Source organism: Roseivirga sp. UBA838 (assembly GCF_002296035.1).
GTDB classification, from domain to species: domain Bacteria; phylum Bacteroidota; class Bacteroidia; order Cytophagales; family Cyclobacteriaceae; genus Roseivirga; species Roseivirga thermotolerans.
Map to the genome: position 1 here is coordinate 18,429 of NZ_DBHC01000015.1, position 21,919 is coordinate 40,347.

General features: G+C 43.1%; 25 protein-coding genes. 16 read left to right on the plus strand and 9 right to left on the minus strand.

Going from position 1 to position 21,919, the window contains the following annotated elements; translation table 11 throughout:
* Window positions 1-8 precede the first annotated feature (8 nt).
* The 7 genes from pxpB to B3O12_RS05385 all read right to left on the minus strand — a co-directional run bounded on the left by pxpB (window position 9) and on the right by B3O12_RS05385 (window position 5,196).
* Window positions 9-716, minus strand: coding sequence for a 5-oxoprolinase subunit PxpB (gene pxpB / locus B3O12_RS05355; protein ID WP_286755563.1), 708 nt, complete (start codon window positions 714-716; stop codon window positions 9-11).
* Window positions 717-1,472, minus strand: a complete 756-nt coding sequence (locus tag B3O12_RS05360) for a 5-oxoprolinase subunit PxpA (protein ID WP_286755564.1) — start codon at window positions 1,470-1,472, stop codon at window positions 717-719.
* Window positions 1,473-1,618: 146 nt separating this feature from the next.
* Complete coding sequence (locus tag B3O12_RS05365; RefSeq protein WP_189630738.1) at window positions 1,619-2,032, minus strand: hypothetical protein; 414 nt, start codon at window positions 2,030-2,032, stop codon at window positions 1,619-1,621.
* 50 nt (window positions 2,033-2,082) lie between these two features.
* Entirely contained in the window at window positions 2,083-3,075 is a 993-nt protein-coding gene (locus B3O12_RS05370) for an NAD-dependent epimerase/dehydratase family protein (RefSeq protein ID WP_286755565.1), read from the minus strand.
* A gap of 50 nt (window positions 3,076-3,125) precedes the next feature.
* The gene (locus tag B3O12_RS05375) at window positions 3,126-3,500 is read right to left on the minus strand and encodes a hypothetical protein (protein WP_189630740.1); all 375 of its coding nucleotides are present in this window, start codon (window positions 3,498-3,500) and stop codon (window positions 3,126-3,128) included.
* An 80-nt stretch (window positions 3,501-3,580) separates the two neighbouring features.
* The gene (locus B3O12_RS05380) at window positions 3,581-4,126 is read right to left on the minus strand and encodes a GNAT family N-acetyltransferase (RefSeq protein ID WP_189630741.1); all 546 of its coding nucleotides are present in this window, start codon (window positions 4,124-4,126) and stop codon (window positions 3,581-3,583) included.
* Window positions 4,126-5,196, minus strand: a complete 1,071-nt coding sequence (locus tag B3O12_RS05385; protein ID WP_189630742.1) for a D-alanine--D-alanine ligase family protein — start codon at window positions 5,194-5,196, stop codon at window positions 4,126-4,128. The genes B3O12_RS05380 and B3O12_RS05385 overlap by 1 nt, the downstream gene beginning before the upstream one ends.
* Window positions 5,197-5,447: 251 nt before the next feature.
* On the opposite strand from B3O12_RS05385, the gene B3O12_RS05390 reads away from it, so the two are divergent.
* From B3O12_RS05390 to B3O12_RS05405, 4 genes are all read left to right on the plus strand, one after another.
* Window positions 5,448-6,089, plus strand: coding sequence for a 2OG-Fe(II) oxygenase (locus tag B3O12_RS05390; RefSeq protein ID WP_229838682.1), 642 nt, complete (start codon window positions 5,448-5,450; stop codon window positions 6,087-6,089).
* Window positions 6,090-6,284: 195 nt separating this feature from the next.
* Window positions 6,285-7,571: an Nramp family divalent metal transporter gene (locus B3O12_RS05395; RefSeq protein WP_286755566.1), complete on the plus strand. Its 1,287-nt coding sequence runs from the start codon at window positions 6,285-6,287 to the stop codon at window positions 7,569-7,571.
* A gap of 60 nt (window positions 7,572-7,631) precedes the next feature.
* Window positions 7,632-8,534, plus strand: a complete 903-nt coding sequence (locus B3O12_RS05400; protein WP_189630745.1) for an endonuclease/exonuclease/phosphatase family protein — start codon at window positions 7,632-7,634, stop codon at window positions 8,532-8,534.
* A gap of 160 nt (window positions 8,535-8,694) precedes the next feature.
* Window positions 8,695-9,417: a hypothetical protein gene (locus tag B3O12_RS05405; RefSeq protein ID WP_286755567.1), complete on the plus strand. Its 723-nt coding sequence runs from the start codon at window positions 8,695-8,697 to the stop codon at window positions 9,415-9,417.
* Window positions 9,418-9,567: 150 nt separating this feature from the next.
* Here B3O12_RS05405 and B3O12_RS05410 read toward each other — a convergent pair whose 3' ends face one another.
* Window positions 9,568-10,419: a M28 family metallopeptidase gene (locus tag B3O12_RS05410; RefSeq protein ID WP_286755568.1), complete on the minus strand. Its 852-nt coding sequence runs from the start codon at window positions 10,417-10,419 to the stop codon at window positions 9,568-9,570.
* Window positions 10,420-10,930: 511 nt separating this feature from the next.
* On the opposite strand from B3O12_RS05410, the gene B3O12_RS05415 reads away from it, so the two are divergent.
* The 12 genes from B3O12_RS05415 to aroF all read left to right on the plus strand — a co-directional run bounded on the left by B3O12_RS05415 (window position 10,931) and on the right by aroF (window position 21,158).
* Complete coding sequence (locus B3O12_RS05415; protein WP_189630748.1) at window positions 10,931-12,337, plus strand: anthranilate synthase component I family protein; 1,407 nt, start codon at window positions 10,931-10,933, stop codon at window positions 12,335-12,337.
* A gap of 128 nt (window positions 12,338-12,465) precedes the next feature.
* Window positions 12,466-13,035: an anthranilate synthase component II gene (locus B3O12_RS05420; RefSeq protein ID WP_286743126.1), complete on the plus strand. Its 570-nt coding sequence runs from the start codon at window positions 12,466-12,468 to the stop codon at window positions 13,033-13,035.
* A gap of 25 nt (window positions 13,036-13,060) precedes the next feature.
* A complete protein-coding gene (locus tag B3O12_RS05425; protein WP_286743129.1) occupies window positions 13,061-13,432 on the plus strand; it encodes a four helix bundle protein in 372 nt (123 codons plus the stop codon).
* Between the two features lie 50 nt (window positions 13,433-13,482).
* Window positions 13,483-14,472, plus strand: a complete 990-nt coding sequence (trpD, locus tag B3O12_RS05430) for an anthranilate phosphoribosyltransferase (RefSeq protein ID WP_286755569.1) — start codon at window positions 13,483-13,485, stop codon at window positions 14,470-14,472.
* A gap of 64 nt (window positions 14,473-14,536) precedes the next feature.
* On the plus strand, window positions 14,537-15,340 hold the full coding sequence (trpC, locus tag B3O12_RS05435) for an indole-3-glycerol phosphate synthase TrpC (protein ID WP_286755570.1): 804 nt from the start codon (window positions 14,537-14,539) through the stop codon (window positions 15,338-15,340).
* 70 nt (window positions 15,341-15,410) lie between these two features.
* Complete coding sequence (locus B3O12_RS05440; protein ID WP_286755571.1) at window positions 15,411-15,788, plus strand: four helix bundle protein; 378 nt, start codon at window positions 15,411-15,413, stop codon at window positions 15,786-15,788.
* Between the two features lie 46 nt (window positions 15,789-15,834).
* Window positions 15,835-16,458, plus strand: a complete 624-nt coding sequence (locus B3O12_RS05445) for a phosphoribosylanthranilate isomerase (RefSeq protein ID WP_286755572.1) — start codon at window positions 15,835-15,837, stop codon at window positions 16,456-16,458.
* The gene (locus B3O12_RS05450; protein WP_286755573.1) at window positions 16,455-16,997 is read left to right on the plus strand and encodes a hypothetical protein; all 543 of its coding nucleotides are present in this window, start codon (window positions 16,455-16,457) and stop codon (window positions 16,995-16,997) included. The genes B3O12_RS05445 and B3O12_RS05450 overlap by 4 nt, the downstream gene beginning before the upstream one ends.
* A 105-nt stretch (window positions 16,998-17,102) precedes the next feature.
* Window positions 17,103-18,284: a tryptophan synthase subunit beta gene (gene trpB, locus B3O12_RS05455; RefSeq protein WP_286755574.1), complete on the plus strand. Its 1,182-nt coding sequence runs from the start codon at window positions 17,103-17,105 to the stop codon at window positions 18,282-18,284.
* Between the two features lie 265 nt (window positions 18,285-18,549).
* Window positions 18,550-19,323: a tryptophan synthase subunit alpha gene (gene trpA / locus B3O12_RS05460; protein WP_286755578.1), complete on the plus strand. Its 774-nt coding sequence runs from the start codon at window positions 18,550-18,552 to the stop codon at window positions 19,321-19,323.
* Entirely contained in the window at window positions 19,307-20,101 is a 795-nt protein-coding gene (locus tag B3O12_RS05465; RefSeq protein WP_286755575.1) for a hypothetical protein, read from the plus strand. The genes trpA and B3O12_RS05465 overlap by 17 nt, the downstream gene beginning before the upstream one ends.
* Window positions 20,102-20,144: 43 nt before the next feature.
* Complete coding sequence (aroF, locus tag B3O12_RS05470) at window positions 20,145-21,158, plus strand: 3-deoxy-7-phosphoheptulonate synthase (protein ID WP_286755576.1); 1,014 nt, start codon at window positions 20,145-20,147, stop codon at window positions 21,156-21,158.
* Window positions 21,159-21,320: 162 nt separating this feature from the next.
* Here aroF and B3O12_RS05475 read toward each other — a convergent pair whose 3' ends face one another.
* On the minus strand, window positions 21,321-21,860 hold the full coding sequence (locus B3O12_RS05475; RefSeq protein WP_286755577.1) for an acyl-CoA thioesterase: 540 nt from the start codon (window positions 21,858-21,860) through the stop codon (window positions 21,321-21,323).
* Window positions 21,861-21,919 lie beyond the last annotated feature (59 nt).

Sequence of the window (21,919 nt, forward strand, 5' to 3'; positions counted from 1 at the left end):
TCAAGCACTCAGGCATACTCTATTTCGGTCTCATAAATTCCCGTATCAACTTTAATGGCAATCAGTTTAAACTCATCCGGGCTGATGGGCCTGAATTGAACCTCGTCACCTGCAAATACCAAATTAGGTTGTGGTCTTGCCGGGTCGAACATCTTGAGTGGAGTTCTTCCGATAATTTGCCAGCCTCCGGGAGCGGTTACCGGGTAAATACCGGTTTGTAAGCCGGCCAGCCCGACAGATCCTTTGGCTACTGATTTTCTGGGTGTTTTTTTTCGGGGGCAGTGGAGTGCATCGGGCAATGTGCCCAAATAGCTGAACCCGGCTACAAAGCCAAGCATAAATACCCGGAAAGTAGTTTGGGAGTGCAGCTCAATGATTTTCTCCGAACTGAGGCCTGTGTGCTTAGCAACCTCCTCCATATCGGGTGCGAAGCTGGGCGAGTAGCACACCGGAATGGTAATTTTCCTTGACTCGGTTTCCGCTAAATCATCGGTATGCTCGCAGAGTGTCTTTACGTGTTCAGTGGCTTGGGCAATGGTGAATTTGGTTCGGTCGAACCCGACAGTCAGGCTGCAATAGGCTGGTGTCAGGAAGGTAAACTCACCACTACTTTTTAATTTTCTGTAAAAACGAACTATTCGTTCATTCACCACCGGGTCTATGGTGTTTTCAAGGCTAACCAAAAGGGCACTTTCTCCGAAGGGTCTGATTTTCATCTAAAAGTGCATTTTGTTAATACCGTTTTCCTTTAAAATGTGTGTGATGTGTTTGAGTATATCAACAGCCTTAGGGTTGTCTCCATGAATACAGAAACTCTGGGCTTCAATGCTAACTTCCTGACCGTTTAAGGTGCGTGCTTTTCGATGCAGGGCAATGGATAGTATCTGGTCTGCGGCTTTGTAGGTATCGGTCAATACAGCATTTTCAAGGTTTCGAGATCTTAATTCACCGTTGAGCTCGTATTGTCTGTCGGCAAAGGCTTCGGCAACAAAAACCAGATCTTCCTCCTGAGCAATATCTTTTATATGACTACCGGCCAATCCCATTATTTTAAGGTTTCTGTCTATGCTCTTAATGGCTTGTATAACCCACCGGGCAGTTTCTTTGTTTCTGGCCATCTGGTTGTAGAGGGCTCCGTGCGGTTTTACATAGGCCAAAGAGTGTCCTTTGCTCTCTACAAGGCCTTTGAGGGCAGCCACCTGAAATTTGATTGAAGCGGATAGCTCTTCTTTAGGCATGGCAATCACTCTTCTGCCAAAACCCTGAAGGTCGGGGTAGCCCGGATGTGCCCCTATTTGCACACCGTGGGCAATGGCCAGATCTATGGTTTTTTCAATGTGGTAGGGGTCTCCTGCATGAGCTCCGCAGGCAATATTGCACGAGGTAATGTATGGGAAAATGGCTGCATCGTTTCCAACGATGTAGTTGCCAAAACTTTCTCCCATATCACAGTTGATATCGACCGATGTCATAGCCCAAATTTATATCAAGATAAAGGGAGTTAGGCATAAAGTCTAACCCGAGCAGGGAAAAGAGGGTAATGCCGTCTCAATGAGGAGCTTTAAAAACGGGGCTTAGCAGGGACGGTCAGTAGTAAGATTCTGTTTGTGTGGCCTGTTTAGGGTTGATCGAAAGGTCCGCTTAGGGGAGTTACATGGCAGCAGTCGTGACCTACCAGAAAGTCGGTTTCCAAAATGATTGTGTTATTCTTCACTCCAAAAAATCGTACTACGGTTCCCTTGCGCTTTATTTCGGAAATGGCAGCATCCGTAATTACCAGGTATTGGCCTTCATGCAATGGCAGTTGATTACTACCATGCAGGTAAATGTTTCCGTTGTCTAAGTTCTTTACATAATAATCGTCCAATAGTATTGGCTGGTTATTGGTTTTTGGGCTATAGGTATAGTGCCGAAACTCTTCGGTGCAAAGCAAGTTGACCGGGCAATCGTCAAAACTTGCAGGGTTGTCAACTTCGCAAGCTACCAGCGTTGCAAAGGCAATTATATATATACTGTAAAAGAGCTTTTTCATAGAAATGCCATTTAACCTACTAGACAAGGTTTGGCACTTCAAAGTTGGAATCACTTGCGTATGTACCCGTGTTTTTCGAACCAAATAAAGGCTCTGTCTATGGCATCTCTCATGCTCAGTTCCGGACTATAATCTAACTCCACTTTGGCTTTGGAACCATCGAGAGGCTGGCCTCCTGCCAATACGGCAATTGCTGTGGAGCTTAGTTTTGGTGCTTCTCCGCGAAACAGGGCGTAGCGCGTTTCTTGTAGTCTGGCAATTAACCTGGCGATGGAGAGGGGTATGGTTTTTTTCAAAGGAGGTACATTGGCTCTTTCGCAGATGGCTTCTACCAGGCTATCCATATCGGTATTTTCTCCGGTGATTAGATAGCGTTCACCCACTCTTCCTTTCTCTAAGGCATAAAGCAATCCTCTTCCGGCATCGCGAGCGGCTACTACGTTCCGTTTGCCCCTAATGTAGGCTTTCAGGTTTTGGTTAGCGATTTCTACAATTAGCCGTCCGGTAGTGGGGGCAAAGTCATATTCTCCAAAGGTCATGGATGGAATACCAATAACCAGAGGTAGGCCATCTTTGGCCGCATCGCGAGCCATGTCGTCCATTAGCCATTTTACCTGCACATAGGGTGCTGCTGCTTCTGGAATTTTATCGAAAGATTCTTCTTCATTGGCCAGGCCGTCTAATACTTTGGGTAGAACGGCCGCCCCTCCAACATACAAAGCCCTTTTCACTTTGGCCATTTCAATGGCATCGAGAAAGAACTTCATTTGCAACCGTGCCGTTTTAAGCTCCTGTGCCAATGGTTTTGGAGTGGTAGGGTAGTAGGCCGCGCAGTTCACAACCGCATCGAGCCCCTCAAAGGCTTTTATTAAACTACCTCTGTCGTTAAGATCTGCTACCCTCGATTCGAACCTCAGATCGATTACCTTGTTCAGGTCGGTGTTTTGCCGGTGGATAAGCACTAATTCATATTGCCTGATTTGTGCTTCAATGGCCACGTGGTGACCTAACATGCCGGTGCCTCCGAGAATACCTATTTTCATAAGGAAGATGGTTACTAATTGCTCAACAAGCCAAACAGGCTTTGGTTCAATTAGTCTTCGTCATCCTCCTCCTCATCTGCATCGTCATAAGGGTCATCGTCTTCGTCATCCATATCGTCCAGGTCTTCGTTATGCTTTTCGGCATATTCTACACGGATGTCGTCTTTGAGGTTGCCATCTTCATCGTAGTCGTCATCATCTTCAATGATTTGCTGAGCTTCCTCAATGGTCATTCGAACGAGGTAATACTTTTCTTCGGTTTCAAAAGGCAGGGCAGAAACTCTTTTGCCTTCTTTGTTGGTGAAGTAAATCAGATTGTCTTCAAAACCTTCAGGATATTCGAGCTTGATTTGCTCTTGAATATCTTTATCCAACTTCTCAAAATCTTTAATTACGCGGGGTTTTGATGGACTGGGTGAACTCATAGTTTAATGCAAATTTTGAGGCAATTTCAATCTTCTTCTGAAAAAGTCAATAACTGGGTAATAAATTAATGTGATTTTTTTCAGTATCCTGCTCCCAATAAGTCTATATCTGTCTGTAAACCATTGAATTGACTTGGGTAAATCATGATATAAGGATCCCAAAAGGGGTTTTGTTCAGGGGTTTCGGAGGTGGAGTTGTAAATTCGATTTTCTATGGTTCGGCAATTGAGCTGATGGTAGAAGCCTGGTACTCCTGTTTGAAACAGGCAGAGTGGAAACTCTCCCTGGTCAATTCGTTCGAAGGCTGCTCTCACCAGTAGGGCGCCAAGACCTTGTCCTCTATATTCAGTATTTACACACACAGCACCAAGGCCGAGAACAACAAGCTGTGAGTTGTTCACTCCAATTTTTCGGGGAAAAGACTCGGCATAACCAATAAGCTGTTGATTGTGCCAGATAAAATGACATGTTTTGTCCGGGTTGCGAGCCATAAAGTCTTGAATTCGGCTTTCGGAGGTGTATGTGCCGGGTTTTGTTGTTGGCCAGGTAGCATCGGTAAGCTCATTGGCTTTTGCCATGTGCTCTTTAATAACCTGTGTGATGTGTTGAGAAACTACCTGAAACATTATTTTACCTCTCTTGCCATTACATTTAAAGCCGCGTCTTTTTCGTGTTTGTTCAAGGCTAGTTCAATAAGCAGATCCAGCAATTCGGCATAACCTATACCCGTAGCCTCCCACATTTTCGGGTACATACTAATATTGGTAAAGCCGGGTAGCGTGTTAATTTCATTGATAAGTATTTCGCCCGCACTGGTCACAAAAAAGTCTACTCGGGCCAGACCATGACAGCCCATTACCTGATAAGCTTTTACGGCTGTTTCCCTGACAATTTCTATTTGTTCATCGGTTATAGACGCAGGTATTTGTGTACTTGAGGCATTGGAGTCTACATATTTCGATTCAAAATCATAAAACTCCGTGTTGGTAATGATTTCTCCGGGCAGGGAGGCTTTGGGTTCTTCGTTGCCCAAAACAGAGCATTCCACTTCTTTGCCCACAATTTGTTGCTCTATTAATACTTTGTGGTCGTAGGAGAGCGCAACCTTCAATTTTTCCTTGTATTCTGTGGCTGAATTAATTTTGAATACGCCCACAGAAGAACCCAGATTGGCGGGCTTTATAAAAACAGGAAGACCCAACTCGGCCTCTACGGTCTCAAAAGTTGGGATATGTTGGGGGCTAGCCATAAGATATGGGGCCACGTGTATGCCGGCATCTCTGAGCAACCGTTTGGTTACATCCTTGTCCATACATGCAGCTGCATCGAGTACATCGCACCCCACAAAGGCAAGGTCTACCATTTTAAAAAGCCCCTGTATTGTTCCGTCTTCACCAAACAAGCCGTGGAGTACCGGAAAGGCTACGTCAAGAGTAGTAATAAGCTCTCCATTTTCTACAGCTATGAGTCGGGCTTTGGGAGACCCGGGCACCAGTACCACTTCTCTACCCGCTTGCTTATCGTCTATTTCTGTTTCTTGAATTAAATACCAATGCCCTGAAGTATCGATTTTTATAATGAAAAGAGAGTATTGGCTTCTATCTAAATGTTTAAGAATGCTTTTGGCTGAGAGTATTGATATTTCGTGTTCGGTAGATTTACCGCCAAAAACGATAGCTAAGTTATGTGTAGGCATGGATTTAAAATAAAAATTTGATTAAGCGAATCCGAATGACCTTTGATATCACAAGTTGCTACTACAGAAGGCCTTGATCAATTATTTTAAGGTCTATTACCCCTTAATAACCGTCTGCTTGCTTTCTCGCACCTTATGCTCAGTGGTCTGTTTCCGAATCGGCATTCAAGTAAGGTAAGAACGCACAAATTTCACATGCTTATAAAGGATTAATTAAAAAGTTCTTTTCAAATTTGTTTTGATTTTCTGGCTTGCTCAACAGGTTGCAAAACGTACAAGATGATCAGTGGGTTGACTGGGTTGATTCACTGGCAGACAACGACTATGTTGTTATAGATGATTTTCTGGATGACTCCCTGTATAGGGCGGTGCGTTCGTTCTTTCTTAAAAAGCTGGGGCACGATGAGTTTGACCCGGCCGGAATTGGAGCTTTGGCCGATCACCACCTGGATAAAAGCCGGAGGGGAGACCATGTATACTGGCTCGATTCGAGTGTGGATTTGGAGCTGACTGATGTGTTCGTGGTGATCAGAGAGTTGATCGACAAGCTTAACCGGTACTGCTACCTTGGTATTGCTGATTTTGAATCCCATCTGGCCTATTACCCGAAAGGCACTTTTTATGAGAAGCATGTAGACCAGTTTAAGGGCCGGAATAATCGGCTCATCTCAATGATCATTTACCTGAATGAAGGTTGGAAGCCCGGTGATGGAGGAGAACTGAAGTTGTATCTGGGGAATGAAGAAAAGCTGATTGAGCCATTGGCCAAACGTATAGTATTGTTCAAAAGTGATGTGCTTCCGCATGAAGTAATGACCACGCATGTTGGCCGATACAGTCTTACCGGTTGGCTTCTTAAGAATCCGGCAGATTTGGGTTTCCTCTTAGGTTAATCTCCTTTTTCACTCTGAGTTTAGCAAAGGGCCTTATCGGTACAAGACCGGCAGAGAGGTTCCGGCCTCGTTTACTAAGATAGGTGGGGGAGACTATATTTAGTGGCGATGGTGCCTTCAGCATGGTTCTCTGAAAGTATCGGTGGGGTGCTAGTTTCATGAAAACGGATTTATTCAGAATTACTATCTTCCGAAATGAAGTCTAGATTCTGGAACTACATTTTTTGGCTCATTATTGCTGCTGCTTTTATAGGCCCTGGAACGGTAACAACTGCAGCTTCTGCCGGAGCAGGCCATGGGTTACAGTTGCTCTGGGCTCTTCTTTTTTCTACCCTTGCCTGCATGGTGGTACAAGAGGCTGCGGCTCGTGTAGCCATTGTGTCCGGTAGGAGCCTTGGGCAAGCTATATTGGCCAGATATTCCAATGTTACTTTCGTATGGTTTATTGGTATCTCCATTTTTTTTGGGTGTTTGGCCTATGAGGCTGGCAATATGCTGGGAGCCATATCAGGGTTGGCATTGCTCAATCTGGCGATACCGCAGTGGGTATTTACTTCCATCATAGCGGTGAGTTCTTTTCTGCTTCTTTATTTTGAAAAAACCCGTTTAGTGCCTCAGCTGCTGGGCGCTATGGTAGCCATTATGGGTATTGGGCTTTTTTATGCAGCTCTTAGCGTACCTGCCGATTGGTCCGGGCTGGCCTCCGGTCTTTTTGCGCCACAACTTCCGGAGGGTTCTACTTTGCTTGTGTTGGGGTTAATTGGCACTACCATAGTACCATATAATATTTTTCTGGGCTCCGGTTTGGCCGAAGGTAAAGAGTTACGTTCGGTAAGGTCAGGACTTGTTTTTTCCATTGCCTTGGGAGGTTTGGTCTCTATGGCTGTGTTGGTGGTAGGGACGAGTATTTCCGGAGATTTTAGCTTTGAAAGGCTGTATGAACAGCTGGTGGCTCAGCACGGCCAAATTATGGGTTATGTTTTTGCATTCGGTCTTTTTGGTGCTGGTTTTACCTCTACCATTACTGCTGCACTAGCCGGGGCTCTAACCATAAAGAGTGTGCACAAGGCCGGAGCAGGTTGGACAGAAAAGACAGGGAAGTTTAAAGCCTTGTGGGCTACTATCATTGTGGTTGGTTTTGCTTTTGGAGTTTCCGGGGTTAAACCTATACCGGTGATTATTGCCGCTCAGGCGGCTAACGGTCTCATTTTACCGGTACTAACGTTTGCCTTATGCGTGCTTTGCAATGGTAAAACTATGGGGAGCTATACGAACAGTTTCTGGCTCAACACGGCTATGTTTATAACCCTATTTGTCACTTCAATAATTGGGCTGATCAATGTATTCAAGGCCTTTCATACCATGTTCCAGGAGAGTTTTAGCTTTTCTGGAATTAACCAATGGATCATTATTGGTCTGTCTGCCGCGGTATTGCTGTTCACCTACTTTCAGGTAAGGAAGGAAAGAAAGCTTAACATTTAGTTGACGTTAAAATTAAAGACAAAACTGGCGCGGCTGGGAAGGAGCCAGTAAATTTGGCGTATGCAAAATAAATTCTGGCTTTTTGGCCTTTTGGTATTCATTCTATCTGCTTGTGGAGGAGATAGCTCAGACCCGACTCCAACCCCCGATCCGGAACCGGAAGTCATCGATTTTAGCAGTTGCCTGACCAATGTTTCTGATCAAACTCTGGAGGTGGTAACATGGAACGTAGAAAATTTCCCTACACTGGCCACTACGGTAGATATGGTGGAAATGATTATTGAGCAGTTTGATGCCGATATTATTGCCCTGCAGGAAATCAGATCGGTTGCAGATTTTAATAACCTGGTAGCGGAAATGACTGGTTGGTCAGGTCATGTAGAGCATGTAAGCGGAAGTTCACAACGGTTGGCCTTTTTGTATAAAGACAGCGAAATAACCGTGATTGACCAACCAAGAAATCTCTACCCTGAAGACACAGAAGATTATGATAATGCCTTTACTTCCGTAAGAAGACCTCTTTATGTAAAGGTTGAACATAGCAGTGGCATGCAGGTAGACCTAATCAATGTCCACTTGAAGTGCTGCAGTGGTTCGGAAGATCGTAGAAGAAGAGCCTCGGTACTCATTAAGGAATACATTGATGAAAACCTGCCCAATAATAATGTAATCTTTTTGGGTGATTTTAACGATGAAATTGTCGATCAGCAAGACAATGTTTTTCAGAACTTTATAGATGATGCAGACAACTATTTGTTTGCTACCATGTCCATAGCCAATGGGCCTTCCAGCCACTGGTCTTATCCGTCCTGGCCCAGTCAAATCGATCAGATTTTAATTTCCAATGAGCTTTTTGATAATGAAATACTTACTCAAACCATTCGGCTAGACGAGTGTTATGCCGATTATGAGAACAAGGTGTCTGACCATAGACCAGTGTTGATTAAGCTGTCGACCAATTAAACTTTTTATAGATGATAGTGTAGCAGGCCCGGAGTAGCTTCTCCAGGCCTGTTTTGTTTATGCCTGTTTGTATTTGTTTTATCCACCTCTTGGTGAAGTATTTCAAATCTGGCACAGGAATTGGTAAATGAGTTTTCGTCAAAAACTCAAAATATCAATCATGAAAAAAAGTTTTCTATTTCTAATGCTCCTGTTGCTTGCAACAGGCCTTGCAAAAGCCCAACAATTTGTAGAACCTTTTGCCGATTTTTGGAGCGAAAAAGAGTGTTATCTGGTGACCACCAATGGAGATACTCTGCTGGGTACCATGAGAAGCATGACTAATGAACGAGGTTATATAACCCGGTTGAGCATGCAAGATAGCCAGGGGGGTATCCATAAATTCAGAGCAGCACAAGTACAACGTTTTGCTGTAAAGCCCGGAGCACTTGCTAAGCTTTCTACCATCAATGAGAAAGGAACTTCCGTTCGGCACATTGCTAAAACAGATTATAACGATATCCTGGATCGGGATTGGATTATCTTCGATCAGCAGTCTATGCCCAGAACTAAACAGCGTGTGGCTTTGCTCCAATTGCTCAACCCCGAAACGGATGAACACATCAAGGTATATGATCACATGAACGGATCTAAGTCTATGCCAATAAGGATTTTGGGTATTCCTATTGTGGGAGGAGAGGAGAGAACTTATTGGGTAGTTAAAGACGATGCCGACCCGGTGATAGTGAGGAAAGCGCGATTTAAGAAAGCCTTTAAAGAGTTGTTTGCCGATGAACCGATGTTGGTCGCTTCAGCTAAACGCAAACCTAAGTTCAAAGACTTCGCTCAGTATATAAGCTTCTACAACCAATTAAAATCTGGTGAGCTCAGTGCTAAAAAATAGAGGATACGTTGTCTCAAAAGCTACGGTTCTCGTCATTCCCAGCTTGACTGGGAATCCCTATCGGTCTTTGGAGCCACTATGGGGAGATTTCCTCCCGGTTTATCGGGTACGGAGTCGGGAATGACGGTTAGCTTTTGAGACAGCCTCTTTTTATCTCATTATATCCTCAAAAACCTTCTTTACATATTCGGTAATGAAGGACAGGTATTCGAAATTGACCGTTTCATAGGTGTCGGTAGAGCGATGATAGTGCGGGGTGGTGTCTCCGTTTTTGTACTCTTCTGTAATACCAGTTGCCGCAAAACCTAGCTGTCTGAATGACCTGTGGTCTGTGGAGGTGACATCCGAAATTTGAATAGGAAAGGTATAGTTAAATTCTCCCGCCACCTTTGTATACTGATCCAAAGTGTGTTCAGCCGGAACTTCAAGCTCAATACCTCTGTCTCCATCTTCGTCCCAGCCCAGTTGGTCGATGGTATGGACAGAAATTACATTCAGTTTTTCTTCGAGTAACTTTTTTGCATACGCCTTGCTGCCTATAAGGCCTCGCTCTTCTTCATCGAAGAAAACGATCTTAAGGTTGTAGTTTCTAGTTTCCAACGAAGCCACATGTTTGGCTACGGAATAGGCTAATGCTACTCCTGTAGCATTGTCATTCGCACCCGGGCAGTCCTTTACACTATCGTAATGAGCACCTATAACAATCCACCGATCGGTTTGGGATGTGGCGAAAATAGTACCAACCACATTGTTTCCTGTAGGGCTGTAGTTATCAATTTCCGATTCATCACAGAATTCGCCAATCAGACCTTTCAAGTACTCGGCCGTAATTTTTCGTGATTCTTGTGTATACCTGTCTTTGAGCTGTAAGTTGGCCCTAATGGGTTTGTGACCCGTAAGTCTGGCCAGCAATTCTTTCTGTTCGTTGAGCGCACTTTGTTGACCAAAAGAGGCCAGAGGAATAAGAACCAATAGTAATAAGCTGAGCGAAGTTCTAATCATGGTATAGGTTGTTTGTCTAAAGATATGGCTTCACAGTCAAGCCGTGAGTACAGACTGAAGATTTTTTGAGAATTCTATGGTGAACTGGTTTTGAAAAGTTCTTTGAGAGCATCTGTGTGTTTTTTGTCAGGTGAATACTCCATTCGTATCAAATTCTTAAAATTCTATTTGCATTCAAAAATTCCTTTTCTAGTTTTGGCACCATAATGAAAAGAACAAACAGAAATAACGCTTGGTGGTGGCACGTAACGGAACTCCGGTAACGTGAACTAAGTGCTATTTCTAAAAAATAAAAAAAGCCCGCAGTTCATGCGGGCTTTTTTCGTTTACAGGCCTCAGAGTCCCTTGCCTGAGACTTTGAGGTTGAAACAGAATACCCCATCAGAGTCTCCCGAAGAGGACTCTGATGAGAAGCCCCTAAATCGCCTAAAGGGGACTTTTGGAGATGAGATTAAATGGCCGCACTCTCCCGATGCTCGGGAAGGGCTGAGGGTTAAAATGACATAAGAGAATGAACAAAATTAAACTCAATACTACCTACAAAAAGCTACTGGCCGATACGGTAACGCCAGTAAGCATTTACCTGAAGCTACGCGATAAATACCAGAATGCCATTTTGCTGGAAAGCTCTGACTATCATGGAGATGATAACAGTTTCTCTTACATCTGCTGTGAACCTATTGCCAGGTTAATGGTAAAGGACTCTAAGTTCGAAATGAGCTTGCCCGGTCATTCAGAGCACGGTAAGGTTGAAGGCAATCAGGTGGCAGCTAAGCTCTCGGAATTTGCCGCTTCATTCGAGCCAGACTCCAGCGAATTTAAGTTTATTAACAACGGACTCTTTGGTTATATCGGATACGATGCGGTTCAGTATTTCGAACAGATTCCGGTGACCGAAGGAAAGACCGATGAATACGAAATTCCCGACTTGCTCTATCATGTCTATCGCTATGTCATTGCCATAGACCATTTTAAAAATGAGCTTTACCTTTTCGAACATTCACCGGAAGGCACGGAGCCAAAAGGTATTCAGTCTATTGAGACCTTGGTGAACAATAAGAACTATCCGTCTTATGAGTTTGCTCCACAGTCAGAAGAAGTTTCTAATTATACCGATGAAGAATTCCTTTCGATCATCGATGAAGGTATGAAACATTGCTTCCGTGGCGATGTGTTTCAGATTGTGCTTTCCAGAAGATTTCAGAGTCGGTTTAAGGGAGATGAGTTCAACGTGTATCGTGCGTTGAGGTCAGTCAATCCTTCACCATACTTATTCTATTTCGACTTTGGAAGTTTCAAAATCTTTGGTTCATCGCCAGAAGCTCAGTTGGTGATTAAAGACCGTAAGGCAACAATCCACCCAATTGCAGGGACTTTTAAACGTACTGGAAATGATGAGGCAGATGCTGAACTGGCCAAGAAGCTTCATGCCGATCCGAAAGAAAACTCTGAGCATGTGATGCTAGTCGACTTAGCCAGAAATGACCTGAGCAGAGCTGGTTCAAATGTTCAGGTAGATACTTACAAAGAAATTCAATACTACTCGCACGTAATTCATCTGGTTTCCAAAGTAACAGGAACCTTATCTGATGATATGCAATCGACCCAGATGGTGGCGGGTACTTTCCCTGCCGGAACCTTGAGTGGAGCGCCAAAAGTTCGGGCCATGCAGCTCATCAATACCAATGAAAAAACGAGGCGAGGCTATTATGGTGGGGCCATCGGTTTTATGGGCTTTAACGGAGATTTCAATCACGCCATTATGATCCGTTCCTTCCTGACTAAGAACAACACTTTGTTTTATCAGGCAGGTGCCGGAGTAGTAGCCAAATCGAATAGAGAATCAGAATTACAAGAAGTAAATAATAAACTGGCTGCCTTGAGAAAGGCCATTGAGCTGGCGAAAGAAATTCGCTAGTTATCAGTATATCAGAAATCAGTAAAAAGTAGACATGCGCACATTTAAAGAATTGGAAGCTTGGAGACAGGCAAAACCTTAAGCCCCTGATAACTGATATACTGATCCACTGATCACTTATAAAGACAATGAAAATACTCATACTAGATAACTACGATTCATTCACCTATAACCTGGTGCATTACCTGAGAGAGCTTGGGTATGGAGCGGAGATGGATGTTTTTCGCAACGATCAGATTGCTCTGGAAGCAGTCGATCAATACGATAAAATACTCTTGTCGCCTGGCCCTGGTATACCGGAGGAAGCAGGCATTCTTCTGCCATTGATCAAACAATATGGTAGTAAGAAAAGCATACTAGGTGTTTGTTTGGGGCATCAGGCAATTGCTGAGTCTTATGGTGCTAAGCTTTACAATATGCCACAAGTATTGCATGGGGTGTCCAGCCAAGTGCGGGTGCTAGATAAACAAGACAGACTGTTCAAGGAGATTCCGGAGAGCTACACCATTTGCCATTACCATAGCTGGAATGTAGACAAAGCCAATTTAGGCCAGGAAATTAAGGTGACTGCCGAAGATGAATTCGGGGAAATCATGGCCATCAGTCATAAAGAATATGATGTGAAAGGCGTGCAGTTTCATCCGGAGTCTATTATGACGGAGTATGGGCATCAGTTGCTGCGCAACTGGATGGAGTAAACAGTTATCAGTAAACAGTAGGCACATGAGAACATTTAAAGAGTTGGAGGTTTGGAAGCAAACTAGAGAATTAAGAAAGGAAATTGCTCAATTGGTGAAGAGGTTTCCAACGGATGAAAAATATAAACTAACCGATCAAATGATTAGGGCAGCTAGGTCAGTCACAGCAAACATTGCAGAAGGTTATGGACGGTTTCATTATCAGGAGAACATTCAATTCTGTAGAATTTCCAGAGGTTCCTTAACGGAGCTTCAAGATCATCTTACGGTTGCTGTCGATGAGGGGTATATTGATGAGAGTGAGGAGAAATTGTTTGACATCAGGATAGAGGAGTGCATTCGAATTCTCAATGGTTACATCAACTACCTGTTGAAATCTAAACTGACTAAACCCTAATTACTGATTAACTGATCTACTGATAACCGATCACTGTTCAACTAATAACAATGAAAGAAATACTAAATCAACTCATAGAATACAAGTCGCTAGATAAGCAGACAGCTAAGGAGATACTCATCAACCTGGCACAGGGTAAATACAACCAAAGTCAGGTGGCGGCCTTTCTTACGGTTTATCTGATGCGAAGTATCACCGTGGAGGAACTTGAAGGCTTTCGCGATGCGATGCTTGATCTGTGTGTGCCGGTAGAAATTCCGGAATATGATGCCATTGACCTCTGCGGAACGGGTGGAGACGGAAAGAATACCTTCAATATTTCCACCTTGTCGTCATTTATTGTAGCGGGAGCAGGGCAAAATGTGGCTAAGCACGGTAACAATGGAGTTTCATCTGTTTCGGGTTCTTCGAATCTCATGGCGCACTTTGGCTATGAGTTCACAAACGACATTGGCAAGCTGAGAAAGAGTTTGGATGAATGCGGACTGTGTTTCTTACACGCCCCCTTATTTCATCCGGCTATGAAGAATGTGGCTCCAATAAGAAGAGATTTAGGAGTGAAAACCTTCTTCAACATGCTAGGGCCAATGGTAAATCCATCCTTCCCTAAAAAGCAGTTGGTAGGAGTATTCAGCCTTGAATTAGCCAGACTTTACGGTTACTTATATCAGAAAACCGACAAACACTTTGTGATACTTCATGCTTTAGATGGTTATGATGAAATCTCACTGACCGGAGCATTCAAAAAGATCACCAACAACAAAGAGGAAATTGTAAGCCCAGAAGAAATTGGTCTTCAAACTATACAGCCTGAAGCTATTTTTGGAGGGGAAACAGTTGAAGAGTCGGCTAAAATATTTGAAAACATATTAAAAGGAGAGGGCACAAAGCCACAAAATGAAGTGGTCATTGCCAACTCAGCTATGGCTATTCAGTGTGGAAAAGGAGTTTCTAGTGATGATGCACTAGGCATGGCTCGAGAATCGCTCGAAAGCGGAAAAGCATTGAAAACATTCAAGAAAATTTTAGAAATCAGTTAAACAGAAAATAGAAAACGGGAGCTTGGAAACTGATTTCTGTTTTCCGATCAACCGATAACCGAATATGGATATACTACAAAAAATCATCGCGCATAAACACAAGGAAGTAGAGGAGAGAAGGTCGCTTTACACAGAGAAACTGTTGGAACAAAGCATCTACTTTGAGGGCAAACCAATATCACTGAAGAAGTATTTGTTGCGAGAAGACAAGTCGGGCATTATTGCCGAGTTCAAGCGTCAGTCGCCCTCTAAAGGGGTGATTAACGCTCATGCTCCTGTAGAAAGAACCACTATCGGCTACATGCAGGCTGGTGCTTCGGCACTATCGGTGTTGACCGACTCTGAGTTCTTTGGAGGAAGCAGCGAAGACCTGAGCACAGCCAGAAAGTTCAACTTTTGTCCGGTACTTAGGAAAGACTTTATCATTGATGAGTATCAGATTGTCGAAGCAAAATCTATCGGTGCCGATGCCATTTTGCTTATCGCAGCGGCTTTAGAACCTAGAAGATTGAAGGAATTGGCCGCTTTCGCCAAAAGCTTTGAGCTAGAAGTGCTGATGGAAGTTCACAATCAGGAAGAATTGGAAAACAACCTGAATGAACATCTGGATGTAGTGGGAGTGAACAACAGGAACTTAAAAACCTTCGAAGTATCCATTGATATTAGTAAGCAACTAGCCCCAATGATCCCGAATGATTTTGTGAAAATCTCAGAAAGTGGCATTAGCGATCCTGCTACTATCACTGACCTTAGAACGCATGGATTCCAAGGCTTTTTGATTGGTGAAACCTTTATGAAAACGGGCAGGCCGGAAAGGGCGGCAGCGGAATTCATCGATTCTCTAAATCGTAAATTGGTTAATGGTTAATGGTTAATGGTTAATGGTTAATGGTTAATACGTTAATCGTTGAATAGGGGAAATAGTAAATACACACACAATGGATGTAAGAAGCTTTATGGATTTAGATTGCTGGAAGGTGGCAAGAGAGTTTAGAAATAGAATATCAATGTTAGCAAAGTCTTTTCCAGTGGAAGAAAAGTACGGTTTAACCAGCCAGATAAAACGGTCTTCTCGCTCTGTGACGGCTAATATTGCAGAAGGGTATGGTAGATTTCATCATCAAGAGAACATACAGTTCTGTAGAATGTCAAGAGGGTCTTTGACTGAAACCCTTGATCATTTAACTGTGGCTTTAGATGAGAAATATATTTCTGAGGATCAATTCTTTGACTTTAAAGCAGAATTAGAAAGGTGTCTGAAGGTTCTAAACGGTTACATCAATTACCTCCGAAAGCTTAAGTCTAGCACCAAATGATGCTTAGTATTAAACGATTAACCTATAACGATCAACCGTTTAACGAATGACCAAAATGAAACTGAAAGTGTGTGGAATGAGGCAAAGCGAAAACATCCAACAGCTGCTGGAGTTGGAGCCTGATTTCATGGGCTTTATTTTCTTCGAGCGTTCTAAGCGATTTGCACCTGATCTGGATAAAGAGTTGTTGAGTAACTTCCCCGAATCAGTAAAGAAGGTAGGGGTCTTTGTCAATTCTCCGATTGACGAGTTAAAGGAAAAAGTTAAAGAGTATAAACTCGATTATGTTCAGTTGCATGGTGACGAATCGGTTGAGTATGTGGGAGAGCTTTTTGCAATTGGTATTAAGGTAATCAAGGTGTTTTCAGTGGGTGAGGAGTTTGATTTCGACCAACTGAAACCATATAAGGGATTGGTAGATTTCTTCCTTTTCGATACGAAAGGGAAAGAAAGAGGTGGAAATGGAGAGGTTTTCAACTGGGAGGTTTTAAATGACTATCCCTATGACGTGCCGTACTTCTTAAGTGGAGGAATCGATCTGGAAAATGCGAAAGATATAGCCGGCTTGAAAGTTCAACCTTATGCGATTGATGTAAACTCTAAGTTTGAGTTGGAGCCAGGTTTGAAGGATATAGAGCAGTTGAGAGAGTTAAAAACACTGGTATCATGACTTCAACAGCAGAATTGAAAGGTAACGGATTAGAGCCACTAGAAAAACTAATGAAGTTTTTCTACTCAAGAACCAGTAAACCTGTGAGCAAAGTTTTTTTGGTTTTTGGATTGATTCTCCTTGTTAGTCAAATAGTGGGGCTGATTGTTTTGGTTAACTACATTTTTCAACTCCCGGATAATTTCTTTGCTGAACTGCCAGCTGTACTCTATATCAATGCACGAATTTCAATTGTACTAGTCATTTGTCTCATAGGGACAGTTCTATTTTTAAGATTAAAACAAATCGGCTGGTATGTCTTATGCACAGCTTTCATGTTCAGGCTGGTTGGTTTGATATATGACTTAATATTTCAAGCTAAAGAAGACTGGTTGATTGGTGGCTTTATGCCAATTGTAGACCTGCTTCTTTTGGTGTATTTATTCAATGGAAGACCAAAGAGGATCTTTCAGATCGATAGGAGGAAGAAATGGATTCCTGTAATAGCGGCTTTATTAACCTTTTTCCTTGAGAAAGCTTTGCTGGTGTTGTTGTGGTAATAAATAATTGAACTCGTCATTGCGAGGAAGGAGGAACGACTGACGCGGCAATCTCAAGAAAGTTGAGACTGCTTCGTACCTCGCAGTGACGTAACAAAATAGATTATGAAAATAAAAGTAGACGAACGAGGGTATTATGGCAGCTTCGGAGGGGCATACATCCCTGAAATGCTATACCCCAATGTGGAAGAGTTAAGAGATAACTACGAAGCCATTACTTCAGACCCGGACTTTAAAAAACAGTTCGATCAGTTATTGAAAGACTATGTGGGCAGGCCAACACCGCTTTATCTGGCGGAAAGGCTTTCTGAGCATTATGGTGCGAAAATCTATCTTAAAAGAGAAGACCTTTGCCACACTGGGGCTCATAAAGTGAACAATACCATCGGGCAAATTCTACTCGCTCAGCGCTTGGGTAAGAAGAAAATCATTGCCGAAACAGGAGCCGGACAACATGGTGTTGCTACAGCTACAGTTTGTGCACTGATGGGTGTGGAGTGCATCGTGTATATGGGTGAGGTAGATATGGCACGTCAAAAGCCAAATGTGGAGCGCATGCGTATTCTGGGAGCGGAGGTTCGTCCTGCAACCAGTGGAAGCAAAACACTCAAAGATGCCACCAATGAAGCCATGCGTCATTGGATTAATAATCCAACCGATACGCACTATATCATCGGTTCTGTGGTTGGACCGCACCCATATCCGGAAATGGTTGCCAGATTTCAGTCGGTTATCAGTGCAGAAATCAGAACCCAGTTGAAGGAGAAAGAAGGCACTGAATTACCAAACTACGTAGTCGCTTGTGTAGGCGGTGGTAGCAATGCTGCAGGTGCTTTCTACAACTATTATGACGATGAAGAGGTGGCCTTAGTAGCCGTTGAAGCAGCTGGTTTGGGTAATACCACTGGTAAAAGTGCTGCTACGACTAAGCTGGGTAAGCCGGGCATTTTGCACGGAAGTAAAACGCTTCTCATGCAGACAGAAGATGGTCAGGTGGTTGAGCCTTATTCAATTTCTGCCGGACTAGATTATCCGGGAATTGGTCCTGTACATGCGCATCTTTTCGAAACGGGTAGAGGAACTTTCTACAGTGTAACTGATGAAGAAGCCATGAAAGCAGGGATTCAACTCAGCCGACTGGAAGGCATTATCCCGGCTATTGAATCGGCCCATGCCTTTGCAGCCCTAAATCAAATGACATTGAAATCAGATGATCTCGTTGTGGTCAACCTTTCCGGTAGAGGAGACAAGGATTTGGAGACTTATATTAAATGGGGGAAGTATTAAACGAGTACTAAGTATTGAGTACAGAGTACTGAGACAGCCTAGTGAATTTATTTGGTTTTGTGAACACCATTGGCTCCTTCTCTATTTGGAGAAGGCGGGGGACGAGGCCAAATAAAAAATATTCACAAAACAAATGAATGAACTGAGTTAGAGAATAGACTAAATAAAGAACGTCACCCTGAACTTGTTTCAGGGTCTGCAAATTAGAAGATGCTGAAACAAGTTCAGCATGACGAATCAAAAAGAGATAGTGAGCAAAGCAGAAATGAATCGAATAGAAAAACTTTTTCAGACCAAGCCTAACCGCGTGCTGAATGTGTACTTCACGGCTGGTTACCCTAAGCTGGATGATACGGTGAGCATACTCAAGGCTCTGGAGGCATCTGGTGCTGACCTGATCGAAATAGGTATTCCGTTTTCCGATCCGGTAGCCGATGGGCCAACCATTCAGGCCAGTAATGATGTAGCGCTGAACAATGGAATGACCCTAAAACTCCTGATGGAGCAACTGAAAGACGTTCGCCAAGTAGTGAGTGTACCGATTGTGCTGATGGGTTATATCAACCCGATTGTGCAATATGGAATAGAGCGCTTTTGTGAAGACTGTGCCGCACGCGGAATTGATGGTCTCATTCTACCTGACTTGCCAATGCATGAGTATTTGGAAGTATACAAACCAATCTTTGAAAAGAATGGCTTGCTGAACACCTTCCTCATCACTCCCCAGACTTCAGAAGCCCGGATCAGAGAGATTGACAACAACACCAGCGGATTCATTTACATGGTTTCTTCTGCCAGTACAACTGGGGCCAAAACAGGCATTTCAGAAGAACAGGAAGCTTACTTCAAAAGAGTTAATGGAATGGGACTGAAGAACCCTCGATTGATTGGCTTTGGTATTTCCAATAAAGAAACCTTCGACAAAGCCTGTGAAAACGCCAATGGAGCCATTATTGGCAGTGCGTTTATTAAGGTGATGGGGCAGGAAGGAGATATGGAAGAGAATATTAAAGAGTTTGTTAATGGGGTTATCGGTTAATCGTTATTCCTTAATTGTGCTTTTAGCTCCGACTCTGGTATACTCATGTGGGCAGAATTCTGGAGGAAAAGTGAGTAGAGATTTCGATGAGAAAGAAACGTCTGATAACATTGGTATATTCCTAGAAAGTATTGAAAAGGATATGGATTCGCGCAATGCTCACATATTTGAAATTGACTCTTTGGACTTTGAAGGTACATACAAGGTGCGGGACTTTGTGGTAAATGTTAGCTCTATTGATTCTACCCTTTTTAACTCGGTATCTGGTGGTTTGGAAGCGAATCTCGAAGTAGAAGAAGTGGATTTAATTTTAACAAAAGACTCTTGTTTTGTTCTTGAATACAATAATGACGAGGAAGATACCATTTGCAATATCAATAATAAAGAAACTGGCTATTTTCAGAAATATGAATTAGATGGGGTATGGAGAAATCATTATGTGGTCAGTTACCAAGATTGGGAATCCTCTGATACTTACCTGATCAATAAAGATGACTCAAAAAAATACAGTTTAGGTTCGGGCTACTCAGTCCAGCAAGACACTTTAATATTTTATAATTCAGAAGTATATAATCCGCTTGCTTCAAATTACTTAGGTTTTTCTTCTGTGTCGATGGAAGGTATCCAGCCTATAGTAACCTTTGATTTTCTTATCTACAATCCTGTACTAATTAAGAAGGATAATAGAGGCTACTTATTAAAGGCAGCGATTTTAAACGAGAGGAATTTTAAAGTCTCCAGCTATCAATACTTTGAAATACGGTTTTCTAATAAATAGATAATAACCAATAACGATTGACGAATAACGAATAACCAAAATAATGATTATACAATTCGAACAAGACATAAACGAGAGCCAGAAAGAAGCGATCATTAACCGCATTAAAGGTCTTAAATACAAGCCAGCCGAGGTGAAAACCCAGATGGGAGAGTACCTGATTGGTATTGGTAAAAAGAATTTCGATATCCGATCCATTGGTTCTATGGATGGAATAAAAGACATCCACATTGTTTCTGATGACTACAAACTCGTTTCGAAGAAATGGAAGGTCAATCATACCACCATCGACTTAGGTGGAGGAGTAAAGATTGAAGAAGGTGGTTTTCAGATTATGGCCGGACCTTGCTCCATTGAGGGTGAGGACCAGATCAGAAAAACCATTGCTCACCTCAAGGAAAATGGTATTTCCATCATGCGTGGAGGAGTCTACAAGCCAAGAAGTTCGCCTTACTCGTTCCGTGGAATGGGAATCGAAGGACTGGAACTTTGGTATGAACTAGCCAAAGAAGCCGGAATTAAGATTGTCACTGAGGTAATGCAGGTTTCTCAGATTGAAGAAATGGATCCTTATGTCGATATCTACCAGGTGGGAGCCAGGAATACCCAGAACTTTAACTTATTGGACGAATTAGGTAAGAACACCGACAAGCCGGTGATGATCAAACGTGGTATTTCAGGAACCATCGATGAGCTGTTGTACTCTGCCGAATATGTGTTCTCGGCAGGCAATGAGCGCCTTTTGCTTTGCGAAAGAGGTATCAGAACCTACGAGAAAGCTACGCGAAATACAATGGATTTGAATGCGATTGCTGTACTCAAGGAAAAAACCCATCTGCCCGTAATTGCCGATCCATCGCACGGAATCGGTATTCGTGATTTTGTGGAGCCAATCGCTTTAGCCAGCATTATGGCCGGAGCCGATGGAGTAATCTACGAAACCCATGAAAAACCAGAAGAAGCTTATTCAGATGGACAGCAGACCTTGAACTTCCCAGAGTCAGCCAAGCTGATTGATAGGATGAAGAAGACTTTTGCTTTGAGGGAGAGTTTTTAAAAACTGGTATTGAGCCTGTCTGCCGGTAGGCAGGCATTGCGTAGAGCGTATTGAGACTATTTCGGAACGTCACCCTGAACCAGTTTGCTGACAGGCAGGCTTGTTTCAGGGTCTTTCTAATGGTAGATGCTGAAATAAATTCAGCATGACGAAGTAATACTTTTATAGCTCAATTCGAGCATTATGCTCTTTAATCAGCTCTAAATATTCGTCTGCCACAAACTCTTCAGGGGTGAAGCTTTGGACTCGTTTCTTGGACTGTTCCTGACGAGTGATGCTTCTGGCAAAACGTCTGACGCTGTCAGAGTCGCTGAGGATAAGTCCGGGAACAGGTACATTCTTACCGTCATCTCCTTTAGCTACCATGGTAAAGTAAGAAGAGTTGCAATGCTTGGTTACCCCGGTTTGGATGTTTTCCGATTCAACCCTTACACCCACTACCATAGATGTGCGTCCTGTATAATTGATTGAGGCTTTTAGTGTGACCAATTCACCTACTTCGATTGGATTCAAGAAATCCACACGGTTTACCGATGCCGTTACACAATACTGTCCGGAATGCTTAGAAGCACAGGCAAAAGCCACCTGATCCATCAGGTTGAGAATATAACCTCCATGAATTTTCCCACTAAAGTTGGAGTGGGAGGGAAGCATAAGCTGTGTGAGCGTGATTTGCGATTCGGAGATGGTTTTAAAAGACATAGAATGGTTCAAAGTTTAATGTTTAACCTGAGTTTGATGTAAGTAAGTAGTAAAATATC

Bases quoted from the DNA above. Each gene is read 5' to 3' on its own strand.
- B3O12_RS05385 (WP_189630742.1), bottom strand. From the start codon at position 5,196: ATGCCTACACATAACTTAGCTATCGTTTTTGGCGGTAAATCTACCGAA.
- B3O12_RS05395 (WP_286755566.1), top strand. From the start codon at position 6,285: ATGAAGTCTAGATTCTGGAACTACATTTTTTGGCTCATTATTGCTGCT.
- B3O12_RS05450 (WP_286755573.1), top strand. From the start codon at position 16,455: ATGACTTCAACAGCAGAATTGAAAGGTAACGGATTAGAGCCACTAGAA.
- trpA (WP_286755578.1), top strand. From the start codon at position 18,550: ATGAATCGAATAGAAAAACTTTTTCAGACCAAGCCTAACCGCGTGCTG.
- B3O12_RS05410 (WP_286755568.1), bottom strand. From the start codon at position 10,419: ATGATTAGAACTTCGCTCAGCTTATTACTATTGGTTCTTATTCCTCTG.
- trpB (WP_286755574.1), top strand. From the start codon at position 17,103: ATGAAAATAAAAGTAGACGAACGAGGGTATTATGGCAGCTTCGGAGGG.
- pxpB (WP_286755563.1), bottom strand. From the start codon at position 716: ATGAAAATCAGACCCTTCGGAGAAAGTGCCCTTTTGGTTAGCCTTGAA.
- B3O12_RS05445 (WP_286755572.1), top strand. From the start codon at position 15,835: ATGACCAAAATGAAACTGAAAGTGTGTGGAATGAGGCAAAGCGAAAAC.
- B3O12_RS05475 (WP_286755577.1), bottom strand. From the start codon at position 21,860: ATGTCTTTTAAAACCATCTCCGAATCGCAAATCACGCTCACACAGCTT.
- B3O12_RS05425 (WP_286743129.1), top strand. From the start codon at position 13,061: ATGAGAACATTTAAAGAGTTGGAGGTTTGGAAGCAAACTAGAGAATTA.
- B3O12_RS05360 (WP_286755564.1), bottom strand. From the start codon at position 1,472: ATGACATCGGTCGATATCAACTGTGATATGGGAGAAAGTTTTGGCAAC.
- B3O12_RS05400 (WP_189630745.1), top strand. From the start codon at position 7,632: ATGCAAAATAAATTCTGGCTTTTTGGCCTTTTGGTATTCATTCTATCT.
- B3O12_RS05365 (WP_189630738.1), bottom strand. From the start codon at position 2,032: ATGAAAAAGCTCTTTTACAGTATATATATAATTGCCTTTGCAACGCTG.
- trpC (WP_286755570.1), top strand. From the start codon at position 14,537: ATGGATATACTACAAAAAATCATCGCGCATAAACACAAGGAAGTAGAG.
- B3O12_RS05370 (WP_286755565.1), bottom strand. From the start codon at position 3,075: ATGAAAATAGGTATTCTCGGAGGCACCGGCATGTTAGGTCACCACGTG.
- B3O12_RS05380 (WP_189630741.1), bottom strand. From the start codon at position 4,126: ATGTTTCAGGTAGTTTCTCAACACATCACACAGGTTATTAAAGAGCAC.
- B3O12_RS05440 (WP_286755571.1), top strand. From the start codon at position 15,411: ATGGATGTAAGAAGCTTTATGGATTTAGATTGCTGGAAGGTGGCAAGA.
- aroF (WP_286755576.1), top strand. From the start codon at position 20,145: ATGATTATACAATTCGAACAAGACATAAACGAGAGCCAGAAAGAAGCG.
- B3O12_RS05375 (WP_189630740.1), bottom strand. From the start codon at position 3,500: ATGAGTTCACCCAGTCCATCAAAACCCCGCGTAATTAAAGATTTTGAG.
- B3O12_RS05415 (WP_189630748.1), top strand. From the start codon at position 10,931: ATGAACAAAATTAAACTCAATACTACCTACAAAAAGCTACTGGCCGAT.
- B3O12_RS05465 (WP_286755575.1), top strand. From the start codon at position 19,307: ATGGGGTTATCGGTTAATCGTTATTCCTTAATTGTGCTTTTAGCTCCG.
- B3O12_RS05405 (WP_286755567.1), top strand. From the start codon at position 8,695: ATGAAAAAAAGTTTTCTATTTCTAATGCTCCTGTTGCTTGCAACAGGC.
- B3O12_RS05420 (WP_286743126.1), top strand. From the start codon at position 12,466: ATGAAAATACTCATACTAGATAACTACGATTCATTCACCTATAACCTG.
- trpD (WP_286755569.1), top strand. From the start codon at position 13,483: ATGAAAGAAATACTAAATCAACTCATAGAATACAAGTCGCTAGATAAG.